The 21,296-nt window shown below is 70.8% G+C and carries 19 protein-coding genes; 6 read left to right on the forward strand and 13 right to left on the reverse strand.

The genetic code is table 11. The features are described 5' to 3' along the window. Window positions 1–45: 45 nt before the first annotated feature. The 6 genes from MKK51_RS10755 to MKK51_RS10780 all read right to left on the reverse strand — a co-directional run bounded on the left by MKK51_RS10755 (window position 46) and on the right by MKK51_RS10780 (window position 9,923). Window positions 46–1,344, reverse strand: a complete 1,299-nt coding sequence (locus MKK51_RS10755) for a type III PLP-dependent enzyme (protein WP_243976980.1) — start codon at window positions 1,342–1,344, stop codon at window positions 46–48. Beyond that, window positions 1,337–2,827, reverse strand: a complete 1,491-nt coding sequence (locus MKK51_RS10760) for an AMP-binding protein (protein ID WP_243976982.1) — start codon at window positions 2,825–2,827, stop codon at window positions 1,337–1,339. The genes MKK51_RS10755 and MKK51_RS10760 overlap by 8 nt, the downstream gene beginning before the upstream one ends. Before the next feature lie 3 nt (window positions 2,828–2,830). Next, entirely contained in the window at window positions 2,831–3,100 is a 270-nt protein-coding gene (locus tag MKK51_RS10765) for an acyl carrier protein (protein ID WP_243976984.1), read from the reverse strand. A 99-nt stretch (window positions 3,101–3,199) separates the two neighbouring features. Beyond that, window positions 3,200–4,117: a transglutaminase family protein gene (locus tag MKK51_RS10770; protein ID WP_243976986.1), complete on the reverse strand. Its 918-nt coding sequence runs from the start codon at window positions 4,115–4,117 to the stop codon at window positions 3,200–3,202. Next, complete coding sequence (locus MKK51_RS10775) at window positions 4,114–6,657, reverse strand: circularly permuted type 2 ATP-grasp protein (RefSeq protein WP_243976988.1); 2,544 nt, start codon at window positions 6,655–6,657, stop codon at window positions 4,114–4,116. Before MKK51_RS10775 ends, MKK51_RS10770 begins: the two co-directional genes overlap by 4 nt. After that, window positions 6,654–9,923 carry a DUF2126 domain-containing protein gene (locus MKK51_RS10780; protein ID WP_243976990.1) on the reverse strand — a complete coding sequence of 1,090 codons (3,270 nt, stop codon included), beginning with the start codon at window positions 9,921–9,923 and terminating at the stop codon, window positions 6,654–6,656. The genes MKK51_RS10775 and MKK51_RS10780 overlap by 4 nt, the downstream gene beginning before the upstream one ends. Before the next feature lie 372 nt (window positions 9,924–10,295). On the opposite strand from MKK51_RS10780, the gene MKK51_RS10785 reads away from it, so the two are divergent. Then, window positions 10,296–11,444 carry a putative zinc-binding metallopeptidase gene (locus MKK51_RS10785; RefSeq protein ID WP_243976991.1) on the forward strand — a complete coding sequence of 383 codons (1,149 nt, stop codon included), beginning with the start codon at window positions 10,296–10,298 and terminating at the stop codon, window positions 11,442–11,444. Window positions 11,445–11,453: 9 nt separating this feature from the next. On the opposite strand, the gene MKK51_RS10790 is transcribed toward MKK51_RS10785, so the two are convergent. The 6 genes from MKK51_RS10790 to MKK51_RS10815 all read right to left on the reverse strand — a co-directional run bounded on the left by MKK51_RS10790 (window position 11,454) and on the right by MKK51_RS10815 (window position 15,242). After that, window positions 11,454–11,864: an acyl-CoA thioesterase gene (locus MKK51_RS10790; protein ID WP_243976992.1), complete on the reverse strand. Its 411-nt coding sequence runs from the start codon at window positions 11,862–11,864 to the stop codon at window positions 11,454–11,456. Window positions 11,865–12,033: 169 nt separating this feature from the next. Further along, window positions 12,034–12,333: a hypothetical protein gene (locus MKK51_RS10795; RefSeq protein WP_243976993.1), complete on the reverse strand. Its 300-nt coding sequence runs from the start codon at window positions 12,331–12,333 to the stop codon at window positions 12,034–12,036. A 179-nt stretch (window positions 12,334–12,512) separates the two neighbouring features. Then, complete coding sequence (locus tag MKK51_RS10800) at window positions 12,513–12,698, reverse strand: YegP family protein (protein ID WP_243976994.1); 186 nt, start codon at window positions 12,696–12,698, stop codon at window positions 12,513–12,515. A gap of 164 nt (window positions 12,699–12,862) precedes the next feature. Continuing rightward, entirely contained in the window at window positions 12,863–14,353 is a 1,491-nt protein-coding gene (locus MKK51_RS10805) for a DEAD/DEAH box helicase (protein WP_243976995.1), read from the reverse strand. A 290-nt stretch (window positions 14,354–14,643) separates the two neighbouring features. After that, window positions 14,644–14,997, reverse strand: a complete 354-nt coding sequence (locus MKK51_RS10810; protein ID WP_243976996.1) for a hypothetical protein — start codon at window positions 14,995–14,997, stop codon at window positions 14,644–14,646. A gap of 2 nt (window positions 14,998–14,999) precedes the next feature. Then, window positions 15,000–15,242 carry a hypothetical protein gene (locus MKK51_RS10815; RefSeq protein ID WP_243976997.1) on the reverse strand — a complete coding sequence of 81 codons (243 nt, stop codon included), beginning with the start codon at window positions 15,240–15,242 and terminating at the stop codon, window positions 15,000–15,002. A 134-nt stretch (window positions 15,243–15,376) separates the two neighbouring features. Here MKK51_RS10815 and sseA point away from each other — a divergent pair, with 134 nt between their 5' ends. After that, complete coding sequence (sseA, locus tag MKK51_RS10820) at window positions 15,377–16,225, forward strand: 3-mercaptopyruvate sulfurtransferase (protein WP_243976999.1); 849 nt, start codon at window positions 15,377–15,379, stop codon at window positions 16,223–16,225. Between the two features lie 28 nt (window positions 16,226–16,253). Beyond that, window positions 16,254–17,129, forward strand: coding sequence for an urease accessory protein UreD (locus MKK51_RS10825; RefSeq protein ID WP_409565659.1), 876 nt, complete (start codon window positions 16,254–16,256; stop codon window positions 17,127–17,129). Window positions 17,130–17,138: 9 nt separating this feature from the next. Here the strand turns inward: MKK51_RS10825 and nikR are convergent, their stop codons facing one another. Further along, window positions 17,139–17,657, reverse strand: a complete 519-nt coding sequence (nikR, locus tag MKK51_RS10830) for a nickel-responsive transcriptional regulator NikR (protein ID WP_243977000.1) — start codon at window positions 17,655–17,657, stop codon at window positions 17,139–17,141. Window positions 17,658–17,759: 102 nt separating this feature from the next. On the opposite strand from nikR, the gene MKK51_RS10835 reads away from it, so the two are divergent. The 3 genes from MKK51_RS10835 to MKK51_RS10845 are packed head-to-tail and all read left to right on the forward strand — an operon-like array spanning window position 17,760 to window position 20,850. After that, on the forward strand, window positions 17,760–18,776 hold the full coding sequence (locus MKK51_RS10835; protein ID WP_313898805.1) for an ABC transporter substrate-binding protein: 1,017 nt from the start codon (window positions 17,760–17,762) through the stop codon (window positions 18,774–18,776). Next, complete coding sequence (locus MKK51_RS10840) at window positions 18,773–19,924, forward strand: ABC transporter permease (RefSeq protein ID WP_243977004.1); 1,152 nt, start codon at window positions 18,773–18,775, stop codon at window positions 19,922–19,924. The genes MKK51_RS10835 and MKK51_RS10840 overlap by 4 nt, the downstream gene beginning before the upstream one ends. Further along, complete coding sequence (locus MKK51_RS10845) at window positions 19,921–20,850, forward strand: ABC transporter ATP-binding protein (RefSeq protein ID WP_243977006.1); 930 nt, start codon at window positions 19,921–19,923, stop codon at window positions 20,848–20,850. The genes MKK51_RS10840 and MKK51_RS10845 overlap by 4 nt, the downstream gene beginning before the upstream one ends. The last annotated feature ends 446 nt before the right edge of the window (window positions 20,851–21,296 follow it).

A 21,296-nucleotide genomic window follows, 5' to 3' on the forward strand; every position in this document is an offset into this window, starting at 1 on the left:
TCGCCTTGGAACGATCTCGTGGTCCAGGGCGAGCAGGCCGCGTCGTCAGTCGCCCGGTCGCGCCATGCCGATCTCCCGCGCCGTGCCCCCATCCACCAGGAGTTCCGCCGGTCGCGGATGACTGAGAAAGCCGGTGGGGCTCGCCGTCAGGCCATAGGCGCCCGATTGCAGGACGGCGACGAGGTCGCCCGCCGCGAGGTCCGGCAGCGGGGTGGCGCGGGCGAGCATGTCGAGGGGCGTGCAGAGCGGGCCGACCACGGCGCAGGGCGAGCGCGGGCCGCCGCGATCCACCACGCCCGTCACGGGATAGTCGCGCTTGACCACCTGTCCGAGATTGCCCGACGCGGCGAGATGGTGGTGCATCCCGCCATCGGTGATGACGAAGCGGCTGCCCCGCGAGACTTTCACCGCCCTCACCCGCGCCACGTAGAGGCCCGCCGGCCCGGCGAGGAACCGCCCGGGTTCGAGCACGATCCGCGCCTCCCGGAGGCGGGGATCTGACGTCACACGGGTGATCAGCGCCGGCATCCCGTCGCGAAGGGCGCCAAGGTCGAGGGCCGCGTCGGCGGAGAAATAGGGAATGCCGAGGCCGCCGCCGAGGTCGATCGTCTCCAGCGGGCGGGCGATCCGCTCGGCCACCCGCTCCGCCAGGGACAGGCCGTAGGCCCATTGCGAGAGGAGGGTCGCGGCGGCGAGCCCCTGCGTTCCGGCAAAGAGGTGGATGCCGGCCAGATGCAGGCGCGGTTCGGCCTCCACCGCATCGACGATGGCATCGAGCTCCTCCTCGTCGAAGCCGAAGGGCGAGGGCTTGCCGCCCATCCGCATGGCGCCGCCCTGCGCGTCGGGCCCCGGATTGATCCGGATCGCCACCCGCTGGACGACGCCGTGGCGTCCGGCCGCCTCGGCGACGCGGCGCATCTCTTCGCCGTTCTCCAGATGGATCTCGCCGATCCCGCCGGCGACCGTGGCCTCGATGTCGGCGTCGCTCTTGCCCGGCCCGGCGAACAGGATGTGGCGCGGATCGACGCCGGCCGCCCAGGAGGCGGCGAATTCCGCACCGGACGCGATCTCGGCCCCCGCCCCCTCGTCGCGGAAGACGCGGATGATTGCGGGGGCCGGGTTGGCCTTCACCGAGTAATCCACCACCGCGAAGCCGGCGACCGCCCGCGCGAGGTCGCGATAGGCGCGGCGGAAGAGGTCGGCGTCGTAGACGAAGAACGGCGTACCGTGAGCCTCGGCGAGGCCGCGGAGATCGAGGCCGCCCACATGCAGCACGCCGTCGCGCCGCGAAAAGTTCGCCGCGACGAGGCGGTCCGCGAGGCTGTCGCCGAACGTGTCAGACATAGCTCGTCCGTTCCGCCACGAGGCGCTTGTAATCGACCTTGCCGTTGGGCGTCGTCGGCAGGGCCGGGACGGTCTCGACGGCGCGCGGAACCATGTGCGGGGGCAGCGTCCGCCGCACGGCCTGAAGGACCTCCTCCGGCGCGGGGCCGCTCCCGGCCGGCACGGCGACGGCGTGGATGCGCTGCCCGAGGCCGGCATCGGCCAGACCGATGACCGCCACCGCCCGGAAGGCGCCGGTCTCCATCAGCGCTTCCTCCACCTCGGTGGGGCTCACGCGGAAGCCGGCGCTCTTGATCATCGCATCCTCGCGGCCGAGGAAGCGGAAATAGCCGTCCCCGTCCTCCACAACGAGGTCGCCGGAGCGGCAGACGGGGGTGCCGTCCTGCGGGAAACGCGGGTCCGGCACCAGGACGCGCGCCGTATCCTCGGGCCGGTTCCAGTAGCCGAGGGACACGGTGGGACCGCGATGGTGGAGGATGCCCGGCTCGCCGGGCCGGGTCCGCCTTCCGTCGGCCGTCACGGCGAAGATCTCGGTCTCGGGGATGGCGCGGCCCATGGAGCCCGGCCGCGCGTCGATCTCGCCCGGCGGCAGGTAGGTGGAGCGGAAGGCTTCGGTGAGGCCGTACATCAGCACGATGTCGGTGTGCGGCAGCGCCCGGCGCAGGCGCGCCACGGTCTCCTGCGGCACCGCGCCGCCCGAATTGGTGAGGATGCGCAGGCTCGCGAGATCCGCCTTGCCGAGCCTCGGCGCCGCGCGGGTCAGCAGGGTCCAGAGGGTCGGGACGCCGGCCAGGATCGTGATCCGATGCCGTTCGATGGCCCGCACCACCTCGTCGCCGAAGCGGAATTCCAGCAGGACGAGGCAGGCGCCCTGCTCGATGCTCGTGAGGAGCTGGTTGAGGCCGTAATCGAACGAGAACGGCAGGACCGAGAGGATGCGGTCCTCCGGCCCGATGGCGAGATAGGTCCGCACGATCCGCGTGCCGGCCAGGAGATTGGCGTGGCTCAGCATCACGCCCTTCGGCCTCCCGGTGGAGCCGGACGTGTAGAGGATCGCCGCGAGGCCGGGCGGCGGAGTGGTGACGGTGTCGGGGGCGAGCCGGACGATCAGCGGGGCGGCGAGCCCTCCCCCCTCTGCGGGGAGAGGGTTGAGGGTGGCGTCCGTGATGAGGAACCGCGCCCCGCAATCGGACAGGATGTGCCGCACCTGGCGCGGGCGCAGGCTCGGATGGATCGGTACGAACACCGCGCCGGCGCGGCTGATCGCGACGATCGCGACGCATTCGGGAAGCGATTTCGGCAGCAGGATCGCGACGCGGTCGCCGGGCGCGATCCCCGCCTCCGTCAGGCGCCGTGCCAGGGCCGCGACCCTGACGCGCAGCTCGCCGTAGCTCAGCCGTTCGTCGCTGCAGACGAGCGCGATCCGCTCGGGCGCGCAGGCGGCTCCGTCGAGGAGGTCGTGAAGCAGGGCGGGCGTGGTCATGGACTAGGGCTGCGGTCGTGTCCGCTTGGCCTCGACGAAGGCGGCCAAGGCGTCGACGCTCTCGAAATGCGCGAGTTCGAACGCGTCCTCCTCGATCTCGAAGCCGAACCGGTCGCCGAGCTCCATCATCAGGTCGAGCACGCCGATGGAATCGAGGGCATCGCTGGTGACGAGGGAGGTCGATCCGGTCACCGCACCCGGCGCGAGGCCGGGATTGCGACCGGCGATGAAGGCGAGGATCGCCTCGCGCGCGGCGGCATGTGCTTCAGCCAAGACCTGATCCCCCAGACAACGCGTACCGCCGCCGCGCTTACGCCATCGTCGGTCTCGAAGTCCATGACCGTGCCGTGGGCCCGTCGCGGATGCCGGTTCTCAGGCCGTTTCGGCCTGCGCTTCGCCCGCCGCCTCCGGCATCGCCTCGCCGTCGGGGATCACGTCCACCTCGACCTTGAGCTTCTGCGGGCCGGAGGAGGAGACGATGCCGTCGATGGGGGAGACGTCGGTGTAGTCGCGGCCCCGCGCCACCACGATGTGGTCGTCGCAGGCGCCGATGTTGTTGGTGGGGTCGAGGCCGATCCAGCCGTCCCCGCACCAGACCGAGACCCAGGCATGGCTGGCATCGGCGCCCCTCAGGCGCGGCCGGCCGGCGGGCGGGATGGTGCGGATGTAGCCGCTGACATAGGCGGCCGGCAGGCCGAGGCCGCGCAGGCCGGCGATCATGATATGCGCGAAATCCTGGCACACCCCCGCCCTGAGGGCGAAGGCCTCGGCCAGCGGCGTGTGGACGGTGGTCGCCTTGGCGTCGAACGTGAAGTCGGTGCGGATGCGCCGCATCAGGTCGACGGCTCCGCCATAGGCGCTCCGGCCGGGGGTGAAGCTCGCCCGGGCATAATCGGTCACGTCCGGGTCGAGGGGAACCCTGACGCTCGGGAACACGAAATGGACGGGGGCGTCGGGCGCCATGGAGCGGCCGGAGATCGCGGTGTCGCGCACCGTCTCCCAGGGCATGCCGGATTCGGGCTCCGGCAGCGGCGGACGTGTCACCTGCACCCGCGAGAGGGCTTCCACCCGCAACTCGCTATGCGGCGTGTCGATCAGGAAGGTCACCACGTCGAGGCCGAAATAGTCGCGCCGCACGGTGCGGGTCCGCGGCGTCGGCGAGATGGTCAGCGCGCTCGACAGAACGCTCTGCCCCTCCCCGTCGCGCGGCTGCAGCCTGAGGGCGCAGCGGGCGTAGCGGACGGGCTTGCCGTAGCGGTAGGTGGTGAGGTGGCGCAGCGTATAGATCACGCGAGACCCACCAGCTTTTCCGGCCGCATGGCATGCGGTCCGTTGGGGAAGTAGCGGGTGACGATCGCGTCGGCTAGGCCCTCGAAGGTGTTCTCGAGGCGGGCCACCGCCGCCCCGTCGAGTTCCGACGCCTCGGCGGTGGTGAATTCGGCGGCGAGCTTGAGGGCGAGGCGCCGGTGCGATTCGGGCAGGCCGTCGACGCGGAGCGCCGGCAGGTCGGCGAGATGCCGGCAGATCGCCTCGATCTGGAAGGCGACGGAGCGCGGGTTGAAGGGATCGAGGAGCACCATGTCGCGCACCGGGTCGATGGCCACGCCCTGCATGTAGCGCGCGCCGAACGAGACGTGCGAGTCGCAGAGGGACAGCACCACGCCGAGATCCTCGGCCGTCGCCTCGTCCCCCGCGAAACGGGCGGCGAAGGAGCAGGTGTTGATCGCCCGTTCGATCCGGCGGCCGAGATCAACGAAGTGCCAGCCCGCCGTGCGATTCATGTTCTCCTGCGCCAGACCTGCGAGGGCGGCGATATGGCCGAGCGCCCGCTCCGCCAGGCCGAGGAGCTCGGCCTCGGCCAGCTCCCTGGCCCCGTCGAGGTCGAGGAGGTCCCTCAGGTCGGCCAGGGCGCGCCAGGCCTCGCTCGAGAGTCGTTCGCGCAGGGACGCCGCGTTGTGGCGCGCGGACAGGCTGTGGGACAGGGCCGACCCGTAGGCCGCGCGCCCGCTCAGAGCCTCCTGCGCGAGTTTGGCCGTGGGCAGGTCGGGCGCTTCGATGGCGCCCCATTCATCCAGCAGGGCGCGGATGCGCAGGGCCGTCGGGGCGCTCTCGGTGCCGGCCATGTCGGCGATCACCGCGTTCCCGACGCTGCCGAGATGGGCGATGACGAGGCGGATCACCGCCTCCGCCCGCTCGACGTAGCGGCCGAACCAGAACAGGTTGTCGGCCGCCCTCGACGGCAGGTGGCCGGCGATGCGGCGCACGCGGGGGGCGCCCGGATGCATCAGCGAGACGGGCTCCACCGGCCCGTCCGAGAGCACCCACACATCCGCCGACTTGATCCCGGCCCGCATCTCGATGGGGTTCACGTCGGGGCGCTCGGAGATGCGGCAGAAGCCGCCGGGCATCACCCGCCAGCCGTCGGGCGTCGCCGCCGCGAAGACCCGCAGCACGAAGGGACGGGGCACGAGGCGCATCCCGTCGGGGCCGCGCTCCCAGCCGGGCATCGTCGAGAGAGGGGCGTGCTCCTGCGCCACGTAGTCGAACGGCCGGTCGCGCAGGGCGGCCACCACGCGCTCGCGCTCGGCGCCGATGGCATGCGGCCCGAGGATGGCGTCGCGCCCCATGCCCTTGGTCGGGGTCGCCACCGGCCGCAGGTTCAGGTGTTCGAGGTTGTCGCGGACATGGGCCAGGGATTCGGGGTCGCCACACCACCAGCTCTTCGGCCCCTGAAGGCTGAGATCGGTGCCGAGGAAGTAGCGGGCGATGCGCGGCAGGTAGGCGCTGAGCGCCCCCGATTCGAGGATGCCGGAGCCCGGCATGTTGCCGACGACGAGGCTGCCGTCGCGCAGGGCCTCCAGCACGCCCGACACGCCGAGGCGCGAGGCGGGGTTGAGTTCGAGCGGGTCGAGATAGTCGGAATCGATGCGCCGCCACAGGGCGTCGATGCGCTTGAGGCCGGAGACGGTGCGCACGTGCAGCACCCCGTCCTGCATCACCAGGTCGTCGCCCTCCACCAGGAGCAGGCCGAGATAGCGCGCCAGCGCCGCCTGCTCCACGTAGGTCGAGCTCAGGGGGCCGGAGGTGAGCAGGCCGATGCGCGGGTCGCTGCGCTGCGCACCCATGACGAGCCCGTCGCGAAACGCCTGGAAGAACGGGGCGAGGCGTTCCACATGGAGGTCGGCATAGAGGTCCGGGAAGGCGCGGGTCAGCACCATCCGGTTCTCCAGGGCGTAGCCGGGGCCGGACGGAGCCTGGGTCCGGTCAGCGAGCACCCGCCAGCGCCCGTCGGGCCCCCGGCCGATATCGGCGGCATAGAGCTTGAGCCAGCGCCCGCCGGGGGGCGTCACCCCCGAGAGCGGGCGCAGGAATTCCGGCGCTCCCGCCACCAGGGCCGCCGGCAGCACCCCTTCCGACACCATCCGGCCGGCGCCGTAGATGTCGGAGACGATGGATTCCATCAGTCCGGCGCGCTGGACGATGCCGGCGCTGAGGGCGCGCCATTCGGCGCCCTCGATCACCAGGGGCAGGGAACTCAGCGGCCAGGCATGCTCGCGCTGGTCGCCGTAGATCCGATACGAGATGCCGGTATCGCGGATGTGCCGCTCGGCCGAGGCGAAGCGGGCGGTGATCTCGGCTCCGCTCAGGGCCCCGAGGCGGTCGAGCAGCCGTGGCCAAGCCCCTTTACAGGCCCCTTCGCGAGCCCCGCCGCGAGGGCCGTCGGGCCCCGCGAACTCGTCCGGAATTCCGGGCCGAGGTCGGTAGTCCGAGGTCCAGCGCGCGACACGCGACGCCGTTCCTCCGGCTTGCGCCTCGGCCAGGTGGGTCATCTGGGTGCTGGCGTCCTGAGATCGAGGGTGAGCGGGAACTCGCGGCTGATCTCCTCGGCCGGCATCTCGACCTTGCCGGGGGTGTGGCCGTGGGCCTGGAAGCGCGCGAGACGGCGTCCCTCGGCTTCGTAGGTGTTCACCGGGAAGGTCTCGTAGTTGCGCCCGCCGGGATGGCTGACATGGTAGCGGCAGCCGCCGATCGAGCGTCCGCTCCACGCATCGAGGATGTCGATGGTGAGGGGCGAATGCGCGGGGATCGTCGGATGCATCGAGGAGGCCGGCTGCCACGCCTTGAAGCGCAGGCCCGCCACCGCTTCGCCCACCGTGCCGGTGCTCGTCATCGGAAGGCGCCGGCCGTTGCAGCTGATGATGTGGCGGCCGGGGACGAAGCCCTCGACCTTGACCTGCAGACGCTCCACCGAGCTGTCCACGTACCGCACGGTTCCACCGATCGCCCCCTCTTCGCCCAGGACGTGCCAGGGCTCCAATGCCTGCCGCAGTTCCAGCTTGACGCCGCCCTGCTCCACCGTCCCGAAGACCGGGAAGCGGAACTCGTACTGCGCCTGGAATGCCGCCGGGTCGAAGTCGTAACCGGCTTGGCGGAGGTCTTCCAGCACGCCGAGGAAGTCCGTCCAGAGGAAGTGGGGCAGCATGAAGCGATCGTGCAGGCCCGTGCCCCAACGGACACAGCCGCCCTCCTGCGGTTCGCGCCAGGCCCAGGCGACGATGGCCCGCAGCAGCAATTGCTGGGCGAGGCTCATGCGCGGGTCCGGCGGCATCTCGAAGGAGCGGAACTCCAGCAGGCCGAGGCGGCCGGTGGGGCCGTCCGGCGAGTAGAGCTTGTCGATGCAGATCTCGGAGCGGTGGGTGTTGCCGGTGACGTCCACGAGGATGTTGCGGAAGATCCGGTCCACCAGCCAGCGCGGGATATTCGGCTCGTCGGGTTTGGGCACTTGCGCCAGGGCGATCTCGAGCTCGTAGAGCCCGTCGTGGCGGGCCTCGTCCATGCGCGGGGCCTGGCTCGTCGGGCCGATATAGAGGCCGGCGAACAGGTAGGAGAGCGAGGGGTGGCGCTGCCAGTAGAGCACGAGGCTCTTCAGCAGGTCCGGCCGGCGCAGGAACGGGGAATCGTTGGGGGTCGCGCCGCCGAGCACCACGTGGTTGCCGCCGCCGGTGCCGGTATGGCGGCCGTCGGTCATGAATTTTTGCGCGCCCAGGCGGATCTGGCGGGCATCCTCGTAGAGCTCGCTGGTGATGGTCACGGCCTCGCGCCAGGAGGTGGCGGGATGCACGTTCACCTCGATCACGCCGGGATCGGGCGTGACCTTGATGACGTTCAGGCGCGGATCGAACGGCGGCTCGTAGCCCTCGATATGCAGGGGCTGCTTCAGCTCGGCGGCGACGATTTCGAGATGGCCGATGAGTTCGAGATACTCGTCCACCCGCTGGAGCGGCGGCATGAACACGCGCAGCACCCCGTCCCGCGGCTCGACGGCGAGGGCCGTGCGCACGGCGACGCCGGTGACGCCCGAACCGTTCTCGGTCTTCGTGCCGGGATGGCCCTCGGGGAGCGCGCCCCGGTCCTCCAGGGGATCCTGGGGCTGGTAATAGGGGTAGTGCTCCGGCGGCACGAAGGGCAGCGAGCTCAGGGGCAGGCGATACCCCACCGGGGAATCGCCCGGCGTCAGGAAGGCGTGGCTGCGGCGGAACTGCCAGGCTTCCGAGATCCAGCGGCGGTCGTCGGGATCGTCCTTGCCCAGCGGCAGGCTCGCCAGGGGCAGGGCATAGCCGGCGGCCTCGCCGAGGCCGCGCTCGAACACCCGCGCGATGCGGGCGTTGGTCTCCGGGTTCGGGAACTTGGCGTCCGAGGTGGTGACGTTGACCGGCAGTTCGTCCCGCTTCTCCTCCCAGTAGATGGGATCCTCGAAGGCGGGGAACACGTAGGCGTCGAGGCCGAGGCGCCTGGCGACGCCGTCGATCAGCGCCTTCGCCTTGCTGGAGGTGGCGTCACGCGGGCCGTCCTCCTTGGCGACGAGGTCGGGGTTGCTCCAGATCGGCTTGCCGTCCCGGCGCCAGTACAGGGCGAAGGCCCAGCGCGGCAGGCTCTCGCCCGGATACCACTTGCCCTGGCCGTAATGCAGCATGCCGCCGGGTCCGAAGCGGGTGTGCAGGCGCCGGATCAGCTTGTCGGCGAGGCCGCGCTTCGTCGGCCCCACGGCGGCGGCGTTCCACTCGGCCGATTCGAAATCGTCGATGGAGACGAAGGTCGGCTCGCCGCCCATGGTCAGGCGCACGTCCTGCTCGGTGAGATCGACGTCGATCCGCTCGCCGAGCGCATCCATCTTGGCCCAGACCTCGTCCGAGAAGGGCTTCGTGATGCGCGGGGCCTCGGCCACGCGGGTCACCGTCATCTCGAAGCCGAACTCCACTCCGGCGGGTTCGGCGAGGCCGGAGATCGGCGCGGCCGACTGGTAGTGCGGGGTGGCGGCGAGCGGGATGTGGCCCTCGCCGCAGAGGAGGCCGGAGGTGGCGTCGAGGCCGATCCAGCCGGCGCCCGGCAGGTAGACCTCGGCCCAGGCGTGCAGGTCGGTGAAGTCGGTGGAGGTGCCGGCCGGGCCGTCCACCGCCGTCGTGTCGGGAATGAGCTGGATCAGGTAGCCGGAGACGAAGCGTGCGGCGAGACCGATGCGGCGCAGCACCTGGACCAGGAGCCACGCGGAATCGCGGCACGAGCCGCTCTTCAGGGTCAGCGTCTCGGCCGGCGTCTGGACGCCCGGCTCCATGCGGACGCCGTAGGTGATCTCCGAGGCGATCATGGCGTTGAGGGCCACGAGGAAGAGCACGGTGTTGGGCTGTTCGGGCAACCGCTCGAGGAGCGCGTCGATCTCCGGTCCCGTGGCGTCGTCGGTGACGAGATAGGGCTTCAGCTCCGCCGTGAGGTCGCTCTCGTAGGCGAAGGGGCGGGTCTGGGCGTAGTCCTCCACGAAGAAGTCGAACGGGTTGATCACCGCCATCTCGGCGGTCAGATCGACCTCGATCTTCAATTCGGTGGTCCGCTCGGGGAAGACCAGGCGGGCGAGCCAGTTCCCGTTCGGGTCCTGCTGCCAGTTGATGAAGTGGTTCTCCGGCAGGATCTTCAGGGAGTAGGCCGGCACGATCGAGCGCGTATGCGGCGCCGGGCGCAGGCGGATCACCTGCGGTCCGAGCTGGATCGGCCGGTCGTACTTGTAGTGGGTGACGTGGTGGAGGGCGGCTTTGATGGACACGGGGACTCCCGCTGGTTCAGACGTGGTGCCGGGCGCGCGAGGTGCGCGCGCCGGCGGCGGGAAGCCGGGGCGCATCACCGAAACGCCTCCGAGCTGTCATCGGCGTTTCGAGGCCGAATGACCATAGGCCGGGAACAGCGCCGACGGCAGTCGAATTCGGTGCTAGTCTACAGCGACGTTGCCCGACCGGGCGGTGGAAGGCGAAGACGTTCATCGCGTGAGGATCGTGGCCCTGGCAGTTCAGACATACGGCGTGGCGATGCGGCCCGTCGCCGAGCGCGAAGCAAATTCCGTGCATCGTGGCGCGGGACGCCGCCGCGCCGCGCTCCCGCGCGCTCGGCCCGGCGACCGTCCGGCGGGCACGGCCGGCCGATGAAGGTCTTCCAGTGCCAGGCCTGCGACCAGCCGGTGAGCTTCGAGAGCACGGAATGCGACAGCTGCCAGCGGCGGCTCGGCTATGTCTGCCAGTCGCATGAGATGTCGGCCCTCGAACCCTCCGGTTCGGTCTGGCACGCCTATGCCGACCCGGCCCGGAAATACCGCTTCTGCGCCAATGCCGATTACCATGCGTGCAACTGGCTGGTGCCAGAGGACAGCCCGGACCGCTACTGTACCTCCTGCCGGCACAACCGCGTCGTCCCGGACCTGACCCTCGACTGGAACCTCACCCGCTGGCGCCAGATCGAGGCGGCCAAGCATCGGTTGTTCTACTCGCTCCTGCGCCTGGACCTGCCCCTGATGACCCGGGAGGAGAACCCGGCCACGGGCCTCGCCTTCGATTTCCTGGTCGATCCGGCCGAGAATTACAGCGTCGGCGCGCCCGTCCTCACCGGGCATCGCAGCGGCCTCATCACCCTCAACATCGCCGAGGCCGACGACGTCGAGCGCGAGCGCCGGCGGATGCTGTTCGGCGAGTATTACCGCACGCTGCTCGGGCATTTCCGCCACGAGATCGGGCATTATTTCTGGAACGTCCTGGTCCGCTACGACCAGAGCATCTGGGCGTTCCGCGACCTGTTCGGCGACGAGCGCGCCAGCTACGGCATGGCCCTGCAGCGCTACTACGGCCAGGGCGCGCCGCCGGACTGGCAGGAATCCTACGTCAGCGCCTACGCCACCAGCCACCCGTGGGAGGATTTCGCCGAGACCTGGGCGCATTACCTCCACATCGTCGACACGGTGGAGACGGCGAGCGCCTTCGAGCTCCATCTGCGGCCGCGCCTGCGCAGCAGCACGCCGGAACCCGTGGTGATCGATTTCGATCCGTATCAATCCCCCGACCTCGACCGTCTGGTCTCGGTCTGGCTGCCGCTGACCTACGCGGTGAATTCCCTCAGCCGGAGCATGGGGCAGCCGGCGCTGTATCCGTTCAAGCTGACCCCGGCCGTGATCGCCAAGCTCGCCTTCGTCCACGACCGGATCGACGCCGTCCGCTCGGCCACGGGCCACCAGCTCGATTCCGACGTCCTGAAGGCCGTCATCACCGGCCTGCGCCAGCGCGTGGCCCCTCCGAACGTTTGACCTCCGCTCTCACGGCTCCGGCGACGTCTCCGGCTCCGGCTTGGGGAGGGGGCGCGGGCGTCCGTCGTCGTCGATGGCGACGAAGGTGAAGGTCGCCTCGGTCACCTTCTCGCGCAGCTTGGTGCGGAAGCGCCGGGCCCAGGCCTCGACCTGGATCTTCATGGAGGTGCGGCCGACGCTCTCCACCCGGGTATAGACGCAGAGCACGTCGCCCACCCGCACCGGGCGGATGAAGGTCATCGCATCGACGGCCACCGTCACCACGCGCCCCTGCGCCCGGTCGACGCCGGCGATGCCCCCGGCCTGGTCCATCTGCGACATCACCCAGCCGCCGAAGATATCGCCGTTGGCGTTGGTGTCGGCCGGCATCGCGATGGTGCGCACCGTGAGGTCCCCACGCGGATCGCTGGTCTCGCCCATTGCGGTCTCCACCCTGATCGCCACCGGCCTTCATTCGTTCGAGGTGCGGCTTGGCCTCCATGCATCGGCCGACAGGGGGCGTCCGGTCAAGGAAAAGGCCCGGATGTCCCCCTCGGGACATCCGGGCCTCGGCAGAGATCGGCCGTGTCGGCTCGGTCGTATGAGCGGCTCAGTAGTAGAACCGGCGCGGGCCGTAGAACCGGCGCGGGCCGTAATACGGACGGCGGTAGAACGGACGCGGCGCGAAGTACGGACGGCGATAGTAGGGACGGGCGTAATAGGGGCGACGGTAGAACGGGCGACGGTAATACGGCCGGCGGTAGTAGTACTGCGCCTTCTCGGCGACGGCCGGGGCGGCCTCGCTCTGAAGCGCGGAAACCGGGCCGATGGGCGCGGCCGAAGCGCCCTGGGGGGGCAGGGCGGCGAAGCCCAGGGCCAGCAAGGCGGCCAGAAGGAGTTTCCTCAACACGTTCATGACTCCTCGGATGATCGAACGATGGTGACGCGATGACGGCATGCGCGGAACTGCATGCTTGGCCGTCACTCGAACGCACGGACCCGGCAAACCGTTTCATGCCCTCCGCCGGCAAGCTTAACGGTTTGGCGCGCCGGGAACGGCCTTCGTTCGAGGGGGACGGCGTAAACGGGTCAGGCGATCTTCAGCGTCATGTCGACCACGCTGGCCTCGGACGAGCCCTTCACCAGGGTGATGCCGTGCTCGCAATCTTCCCTGCGGGCATAGCCCTCGGCCGAATCGGCGATGACGTTTCCGTTCGTGACCCGGAGGCGCCAGCGCCACTCGCCGCCCGAATCCCGGTAGAGTTCGAAACGCATATCCACGCCTCCTCGCGGCGATGACCGCCATAGGGTCAGATGGCGCGGGATCGTCCGTCGGCAATGCCCGTCCCGGCGGCGGGCCGGACACGACAACGCCGCCCCGGACAGGTCCGGGGCGGCGCCGGGCCGGGCGAACCCGACCGTCGAAGCGTCAAGTGAGATCAGGAACGCGGGAAGCGATCGAGCCAGCCGATGGCACGGCCTTCGCCGCCGGCATTGCCGCCGCCGCCGCTGCGCGGGCGCTCGCCCTGGCGCGGCGCGCGGTTGTCGCCGCGCTGGTCGGGACGGGGGCCGCGGCCCTGCCCGTCGGACGGACGATCGCCGCGGCCTTCCTGGGGACGGCCGGACCGGGCCTGCCCGGCGGGCTGGCCACCACGACCGCCGCCCGGACGGGCACCGGCGCCGGGACGACCGCCGCCGGGACGCTGGCCCTGGCGCTGGCCGGGACGCTGGCCCTGGGGCGCCGGACGGCGCTCCTCGGCCTGGGCGGCCTCGGCCGCTTCCTGGCGGGTCGGCGGGTTGAAGCCCTCGGGGAAGGCGCCGACGGGGATCTTCTGGCGCGTGGTGCGCTCGATATCCCGCAGGTAGGCCTTCTCCTCGTCGTTGCAGAACGAGATGGCGAGCCCGTTCGCCCCGGCGCGCGCGGTGCGGCCGATGCGGTGGACGTAGCTCTCCGGCACGTTGGGCAGGTCGTAGTTGATGACGTGGCTCACCGCCTCGACATCGATGCCGCGGGCGGCGATGTCGGTGGCGACCAGCACGCGGCAGGACCCGTCCTTGAACGCGGCGAGCGCCCGCTCGCGCTGCGGCTGGGACTTGTTGCCGTGGATGGCCGAGGCGTTGATCGCGACCTTCTCCAGGCCGCGCACCACGCGGTCGGCGCCGTGCTTGGTCCGGGTGAAGACGAGCACGCGCTCGATCTTCGGGTCGCGCAGGATGTGGTTGAGCAGGGCCTGCTTCGCGCCGGTATGGGCGAAGATGACCTCCTGGGTGACGCGCTCGGCCGTCGTCGCCACCGGCGTGACGGCGACCTGGACGGGATCGCGGAGGTACTGGTCGGCGAGGCCGGCGATGTTCTTCGGCATGGTGGCCGAGAAGAACAGGCTCTGGCGCTCCTTCGGCAGCATCTTCACGATGCGCTTGAGGGCGTGGATGAAGCCGAGGTCGAGCATCTGGTCGGCCTCGTCGAGGACGAGGATCTCGACGGCCTCGAGGGTCAGCGAGCGGCGCTCGATGAGGTCCATGAGGCGGCCCGGCGTGGCGACGAGGATGTCGACGCCGTTGGCGAGCGCCTTCTCCTGGCGGGAGATGGTGACGCCGCCGAACACCACGGTGTTGGTGAACGACAGGTGTTTTCCGTAATCGGAAAAGCTCTCGGCGATCTGGTTGGCGAGCTCGCGGGTGGGCGAGAGCACCAGCACGCGGCAGCCGCGACGGATGGCCTTGCGCGGGTTCTGGGCGAGGCGGTGCAGGATCGGCAGCGCGAAGGCCGCGGTCTTGCCGGTGCCGGTCTGGGCGATGCCGCAGAGGTCGCGGCCTTCCATGGCCGGGCGCAGGGCCTGGGCCTGGATCGGGGTCGGGGTCTTGTAGCCGGCCTCGTCCAGGGCGCGCAGCACGGGCTCTGCGAGTCCGAAATCGGTGAATTGGGTCAAGGGTAGACTTTCAGGCAGCGGGACCGGCCGGACGCCACCGAAACGATGGCCGTCTTGTCGAAGGGGCTGGTCCGTTGAGCTGGAGGTCGCCCGCGTGATGGGGCGATCCGGGTGCATGCACGTTGAAGAGAGGGGCTCAGGTCGCTTGGGCCGCGCTGACGCGCAATCGGCGATCCGTCACGCAGCCCTCTCAAGCGAACCTGTCACGGCCGCTGACGCTGCAACTGCGATATGCGCTTTCGCGCCTGCGAAGTCAACGTGGTGCCCGAGCCATTCGCCCAGCGCGGGGCCTACCACCCGTATCGCGCCATCTGGTCGAGCTTGGCCCGGACTGCATTCTCGTCGCGGCCGAGGGTGGCGAGGCTCTGGGACAGGCCGTAGCAGGTGCCGCAGAACGGGAGCTGGACGAGGGGCATCGTCTCGGCGCGGAACCGGGACACGGAGCCGATCAGGCAGGCGATGACCACCTCGTCCGGGGGCGTGCCGACGCAATCCCCGCGCGGGCTGCCGAACAGAGCGCGGTTGGGATAGGCCAGGGCCAGGGTGGTGCCGCCCCGCCGGTCGGGAGCCGGCGGCAGGGTATAGCTGCGCACGAACAGGCCGGCGAACAGCACCGCCGCGCCGAGGGCCGCGAGGAGGCGCATGGTCAGGCGGTCTCGTCGAAGCGGGTCCGGTGGAACACCTCCGTCCCGGCTCCGTCGATGACGCGCACCGCCTCGGCGGGCCCCCCCGAGCGCTGCGGCGCCCGCGCCCGCGCGAACAGGAGGAGCGCGCGCTCCGTGGCGCTCTCCGCTCCGCTCGCGCGGATCGAGAGGCGCTGGCGCACGCGATCCTCGCCCTCGTCGTCGGAGCCGAGGATCTCGATGTGGAACGTCTCGCGGGCACTCACGATCGTGTCCGCTCCGGACGGGGGTCGAGGCTTGGGCTCGTCATGCCCGGAGCTTTCGCCTCAACGGACCGACTGTGCAAGCCGGGGGCGGATGTGGTTGAGTGGCGCTGACCCTCATTGCGGACAGAGAGACCATGGCGCCTTCGCACTTCGTCACGACCGACTGGCTCAAGGAGCGCCTCGGCGCACCCGGCATCATCGTGCTCGATGCGTCGTGGTACCTGCCCGCCCAGGGGCGCGATGCCGCAGCCGAATACCAGGCCGCCCACATCCCCGGCGCGATCCGCTTCGACATCGATGCCATGAGCGACGAGACCTCGTCCCTGCCGCACATGATGCCCCGGCCGGAGGTCTTCGCCTCGCGCATGCGCGAACTCGGTATCGGCGACGGCATGCACATCGTCGTCTATGACGGGATGGGCCTGTTCTCGGCGCCCCGCGTCTGGTGGATGCTGCGCACCTTCGGCGTGCGCGACGTGCAGATCCTGGAGGGCGGCTTCCCGGCATGGCTCGCCGCCGGCGGACCCACCGAGGATGGCGACGGCCCCCGCCGCGACCGGCGCCATTTCTCCGCGCGCCTCGACCACGGGGCCGTGGCCGATGCCGACGACGTGGCCCGCGCCCTGGAGACCGGCTCGGCCCAGGTCGTCGATGCCCGATCCGCCCCGCGTTTCCGCGGCGAGGAGGCCGAGCCGCGCCCCGGCGTGCGCCCCGGCCACATGCCGGGCGCCCGGAACGTCCATTATTCCGCGCTCCAGGCCGGCGGCCGGCTGAAGGACGCGGAGTCCCTGCGCAAGGTCTTCGCCGATGCCGGCGTCGATCCGGCCCGGCCCGTGGTCACCACCTGCGGCTCGGGGGTGACGGCGGCCATCGTCGCCCTGGCTCTCGAGACCCTCGGTCATCCGCCCCGCGCGCTCTATGACGGCTCCTGGTCCGAATGGGGCGTCGACCCCGCGCGGCCCGTGGCCACCGGACCGGCCTGAGGCGACGGAAGACCGAGCCCGCACGCGCGTGGCCCCCGACGGATCGAGCGTGGAGCGACCGGCCATCGCCGTGCCGTCCCCCGACGCCGCGCCGGCGCGGCAGCGCTCCGACGGACGCGTCCGCGTGCGCGTCGTCCGCCACGGAATCGGTACGCACGTGGCCGACCTGTCCGAATCCGGACCGCTGCGCCTGCGGCTCCCGCGCCACCCTGCGGGGGCCTGCGAGGCGGTCCTCCTCAACACGGCGGGCGGCATCGCCTGCGGCGACGGGTTCCGGGTCGAGGCGGAGGTCGGCGCGGGCGCCCACCTCGTCCTCACCACTACCGCCGCCGAGAAGATCTACAAATCCGACGGAGTGTCGAGCCATGTGGGCACGCGGGCGGTGCTCGCCGGGGGGGCACGCCTCGACTGGCTGCCGCAGGAGACCATCCTGTTCGAACGGGCTCGGCTGGAGCGGCGGTTCGAGGCCGATCTCGCCCCGGATGCGCGCCTGCTCGCTTTCGAGGCCGTGGTCTTCGGGCGCACGGCCCGCCACGAGCGCCTGGACTCCGGCCTGTTCCGGGATGCGTGGCGCATCCGCCGGGGCGGGCGCCTGGCCTATGCCGAATCCCTCGCCCTCGACGGTCCGATCACGGCGCTGCTGGAGCGGGCCGCCCTCGGCGGCGGCGCCCGGGCCATGGCGACCCTCCTCGACGTCTCGCCCGATGCCGAGGGGCGGCTGGAGGCCTTCCGCAGCCTCGTGGACACGCTCGCGTCACCGGGGGTCGACGTCGCCGCCAGTGCCTGGAACGGGCATCTCGTTGCCCGATTCCTGAGCAGCGCCCCCGATGCCATGCGGGCGACCGCCGCCCGCGTTCTGGTGGCCTACCGGGGCACGCCGATGCCGCGGGTCTGGCAGAGCTGAGGCCCGTCCTCAGCCGCCTCCCTCCCCCTGGAACGGATGGATCGGCGGGATCAGGGCGGCGGCCAGTTCCAGCCGCCCCGAGATGACGCCGCGCTCGGTGATCATCGTGTCGGCGATGGTCTGCAGCGTCGCCGCCGGCCCCTGGACCAGCACCACTTCGAGGGTCTGGTTGTTCATCAGGTGGACGTGGAGCGAGGAGATCACCTCGGCGATGTAGCGCCGCTGCAGGTCGGCCAGACGCTGCTGCACGCCGGGCGCCAGGTGGTCGTAGAACAGCGTGATCGTGCCGACCATCACCCGGTCGCCGACCTTGTGCCGGTGCTCCACCAGGGAGCGGTGCAGGATCGTCGCCACCGCCTGGGAGCGGCTGGCGAAGCCCCGTTCCCCCACCATGGTGTCGAGCTCGCAGAGCAGGTCCTCGGACAGCGACAGGCTGATCCGGCTCACCGGCTTGCGCCGGCCGCCCGCGCCCTCCTCCGGGACCGTCCCGTCGTCAGTCCTCGCCTCGATCTCGTCGCCACCGGCCATCGGGCCTCTCCTGAATGCCGGGCCAGCCCTGGCACATGTCTTGTATGGGTGAAAAGCAATCGGTATTACGATTTCCAGCGATCGTACTACGCGGTTCGGAGAATGCAGATGCACCTTTCCACGATCCTGACCGCCGGACGCAAGGCAGTCGCGGGCTGCGCCCTCGCCCTCGGCCTCCTCACGGCCTCCGCCTCCATCCCGGCGGCGCACGCCGCCGAGCCCCTGCGCATCGGCTACAGCGACTGGCCCGGCTGGGTGGCCTGGCAGGTCGCCATCGAGAAGGGCTGGCTGAAGGAGGCCGGACTCGACGCGAAGTTCGAGTGGTTCGACTACTCGGCCTCCATGGACGCGTTCTCCGCCGGCAAGCTCGACGCCGTCACCTGCACCAACGGCGACGCCCTGGTGATGGGCGGCAACGGCGCCAAGAACGTCATGATCATGCTCACCGACTATTCCAACGGCAACGACATGATCGTCGGCAAGCCGGGCGTGAAGACGCTGGCGGATCTCAAGGGCAAGAAGGTCGGCCTCGAAGTCGGCCTCGTGGAGCACCTGCTCCTCATCAACGGCCTGACCAAGCTCGGCCTCAAGGAGACCGACGTCACCCTGGTCAACGCCAAGACCAACGAGACCCCGCAGGTGCTCGCCTCCGGCGACGTCTCGGCCATCGGCGCCTGGCAGCCCATCGCCGGCCAGGCCATGAAGGGCGCGGCCGGCGCGAAGCCCCTCTACACCTCCGCCGACGAGCCGGGCCTGATCTACGACGTGGTCGCGGTCTCCCCCGCGAGCCTGTCGGCGCGCCGGGCGGAGTGGATCAAGTTCGTGGGCGTCTGGGACAAGGTCGTCGCCTACATCCAGGATCCGAAGACGCAGGGCGACGCCGTGGCGATCATGGCGGCCAAGGTCGGCATCGACGCGCCCACCTTCACCCGCTTCCTCAAGGGCACCAAGCTCCTCACCCTCGCCGAGGGTGCCAAGGTGATGAAGGACGCCGACGGGTTCGGCTCCCTCTACGGGTCCAGCCGCTACGCCGACGCCTTCAACGTGAAGTACGAGGTCTACAAGACCGCCCAGGACGTGAAGAGCACCATCGACCCCGCGCTGACCGACGGTAAATGAGCGCCGAGATGCGCCAGGGTGCTGCCCCTCTCCCCGCTGCCCCTCTCCCCCCTGCGGGAGAGGGTGCCTGCGGAGCAGGCGGGAGAGGGGGCGACCTCTCCGGAGATGGCGCTCCCCTCTCCCGACCCGCTTCGCGGGCCACCCTCCCCCGCGAAGGGGGGAGGGACGCGCCGGCCCTGCGGCCGACATCCCGCCGGCGTTCCTGGGTCGGCGTCGCCCGGCCGCTCTCGCCGCGCCGCCGGACGACGCTCGCCGTCCTCTCGTTCCTGATCCCCCTCCTCGCCTGGGCGGCGTTCTCCTACGTGCCGTTCCTGTGGCATCCCCTGGTGGAGGTGACCGAGCCCGGCGACATCGCCTGGATGGAGCCGGGGATGCGCGTGCCCAAGGCCGCCTTCGCCGAGGAGGTCGCCTCCGCCAGGGCCGCCGGCACCGCCGAGCCGGCGGGCAGGCCCGCCAACCCGGTCTACCTCCCCGCCCCGCATGAGGTGGCGACCGCGTTCTGGACCTCGCTGACGGCCCAGCCGACCCAGCGCGACGCCATCCGCCTGCCCTTGAGCCTGTGGCACTCGATCCAGATCATCGCCTTCGGCTTCCTGCTGTCGTCGCTGATCGGCGTGCCCCTGGGCATCCTCTGCGGCGCCCAGCCGACCCTGGCGCGTCTCACCGAGCCGGTCATCGAGTTCGTGCGCTACATGCCGGCGCCCGCCTTCGGCGCGCTGATGGTGGCCATCCTCGGCATCTATGACGGGCCGAAGATCGCGATCATCGTCATCGGCACCTTCTTCCAGCAGGTCCTGGTCATCGCCAACACCACCCGGCGGATCGAGCCCCTGCTGATCGAGGCGGCGCTGACGCTCGGCGCGCGCAACCTGCGCCTCATCCGCCGGGTGATCGTGCCGGCGATGCTGCCGCAGCTCTACCGCGACCAGCGCATCCTCCTCGGCTGGGCCTGGACCTACCTCATCGTCGCCGAACTCATCGGCACCTCGTCGGGCATCACCTTCTTCATCACGCAGCAGGCCCGCTACCAGCATTTCGACAACGTCTACGCCGCGATCCTCATCATCGGCCTCGTCGGCTCGATCACCGATCTCGCCCTCGCCTGGCTCGGCCGCCGGCTGTTCCCCTACGACAGGAGCGAAGCGTGAACTCGGTTTCCCCCGTCGTCCTGCCGATCGAGGCCTGCGACTACCGCACCCAATGCGAGCCGGTCCGCGCCCGCTTCGAGAAACTCAAGGGCCGCGAGGTCGCCCTCCGGGTCGAAAAGCTCACGAAGACCTTCGCCAAGCCGGACGGCGGCGTGACGGTGGCGCTCAAGGACATCGACCTCGTCACCCACCGGCGCGAGTTCCTCTGCGTCGTCGGGCCTTCGGGCTGCGGCAAGTCCACCTTCGTGCGCATCCTGGCCGGGCTGGAGACCTCGACCTCGGGCGTGGTCAGCGTCGAGGGCGTGCCGGTCACGGGGCCGGGCGCCGACCGGGGCATGGTGTTCCAGGGCTACACCCTGTTCCCCTGGCTCAGCGTCCTGCGCAACGTCGCCTTCGGCCTGGAGGAGAACGGCACGCCGCGCCGTGAAGCGGAGCGCGAGGCCCGGCAATGGCTGGCGCTCATCGGCCTGGAGGCCTTCGCCGACAGCTACCCGCACCAGCTCTCCGGCGGCATGAAGCAGCGGGTGGCCATCGCCCGCGCTCTCGCGACCCGGCCGCGCATCCTGCTGATGGACGAGCCGTTCTCGGCCCTCGACACCCAGTCGCGCGCCCGGATGCAGGCCTATCTCATCGAGATCTGGAAGAAGATCGACATCACCATCGTCTTCATCACCCACGACCTCGACGAGGCGGTGCATCTGGCCGACCGCATCCTCGTCCTCAGCGCCCATCCGGGCGAGGTCGCCGAACTCATCGAGGTGCCGGTGCCGCGCCCGCGCAGCCACAACCAGGCGCTCACCCCCGAATTCCACGCCACGCGCGCCCGCCTCGACGCGCTGATCCACCCGCCGAAGGACGAGGCCGAGGACGCCGTGGCGCCGGATGTGGTGACGCGCATGACCTCGGCCGGGGACGAGGTGGAATGATCGCCCCGTCTCGCACCACCGGCTCCGGCTTGCCTGACGGCAATCTTCCGCATGCCGACGTTCACGCATCGGGGGCGTTCGCGCTCGGCCCTCCCCCCTCTGCGGGGGAGGGTGGTCGCGGAGCGACCGGGAGAGGGGGCGACCTGTCCGGAGATGGCGCTCCCCTCATCCGACCCGCTTCGCGGGCCACCTTCTCCCGCACAGGGGCGAAGGGGTCGTCTCACCCCGACCCCTGCATGGGCCGACTGAGGTCTTCATGACCCCCCCCCCCCCCCTCCCCTGGGCCAACCGCCCCCGGGACCAACACCCCGGCGAGCCCCCCCCCGACCCGCCCGCCCCCATCCTGCCCAGGCGCGCCACCCCGCGACCCCGGCGTCATCCCCCGCCCCGCCTAGGTATCGGTCTCACCTGTGTCCTGACCCCTTCGTTCCCGACGCGGCCCCCCC

The sequence above is a fragment of the Methylobacterium sp. E-045 genome (genome assembly GCF_022829685.1).
In the GTDB taxonomy this organism is placed as follows: Bacteria; Pseudomonadota; Alphaproteobacteria; order Rhizobiales; family Beijerinckiaceae; genus Methylobacterium.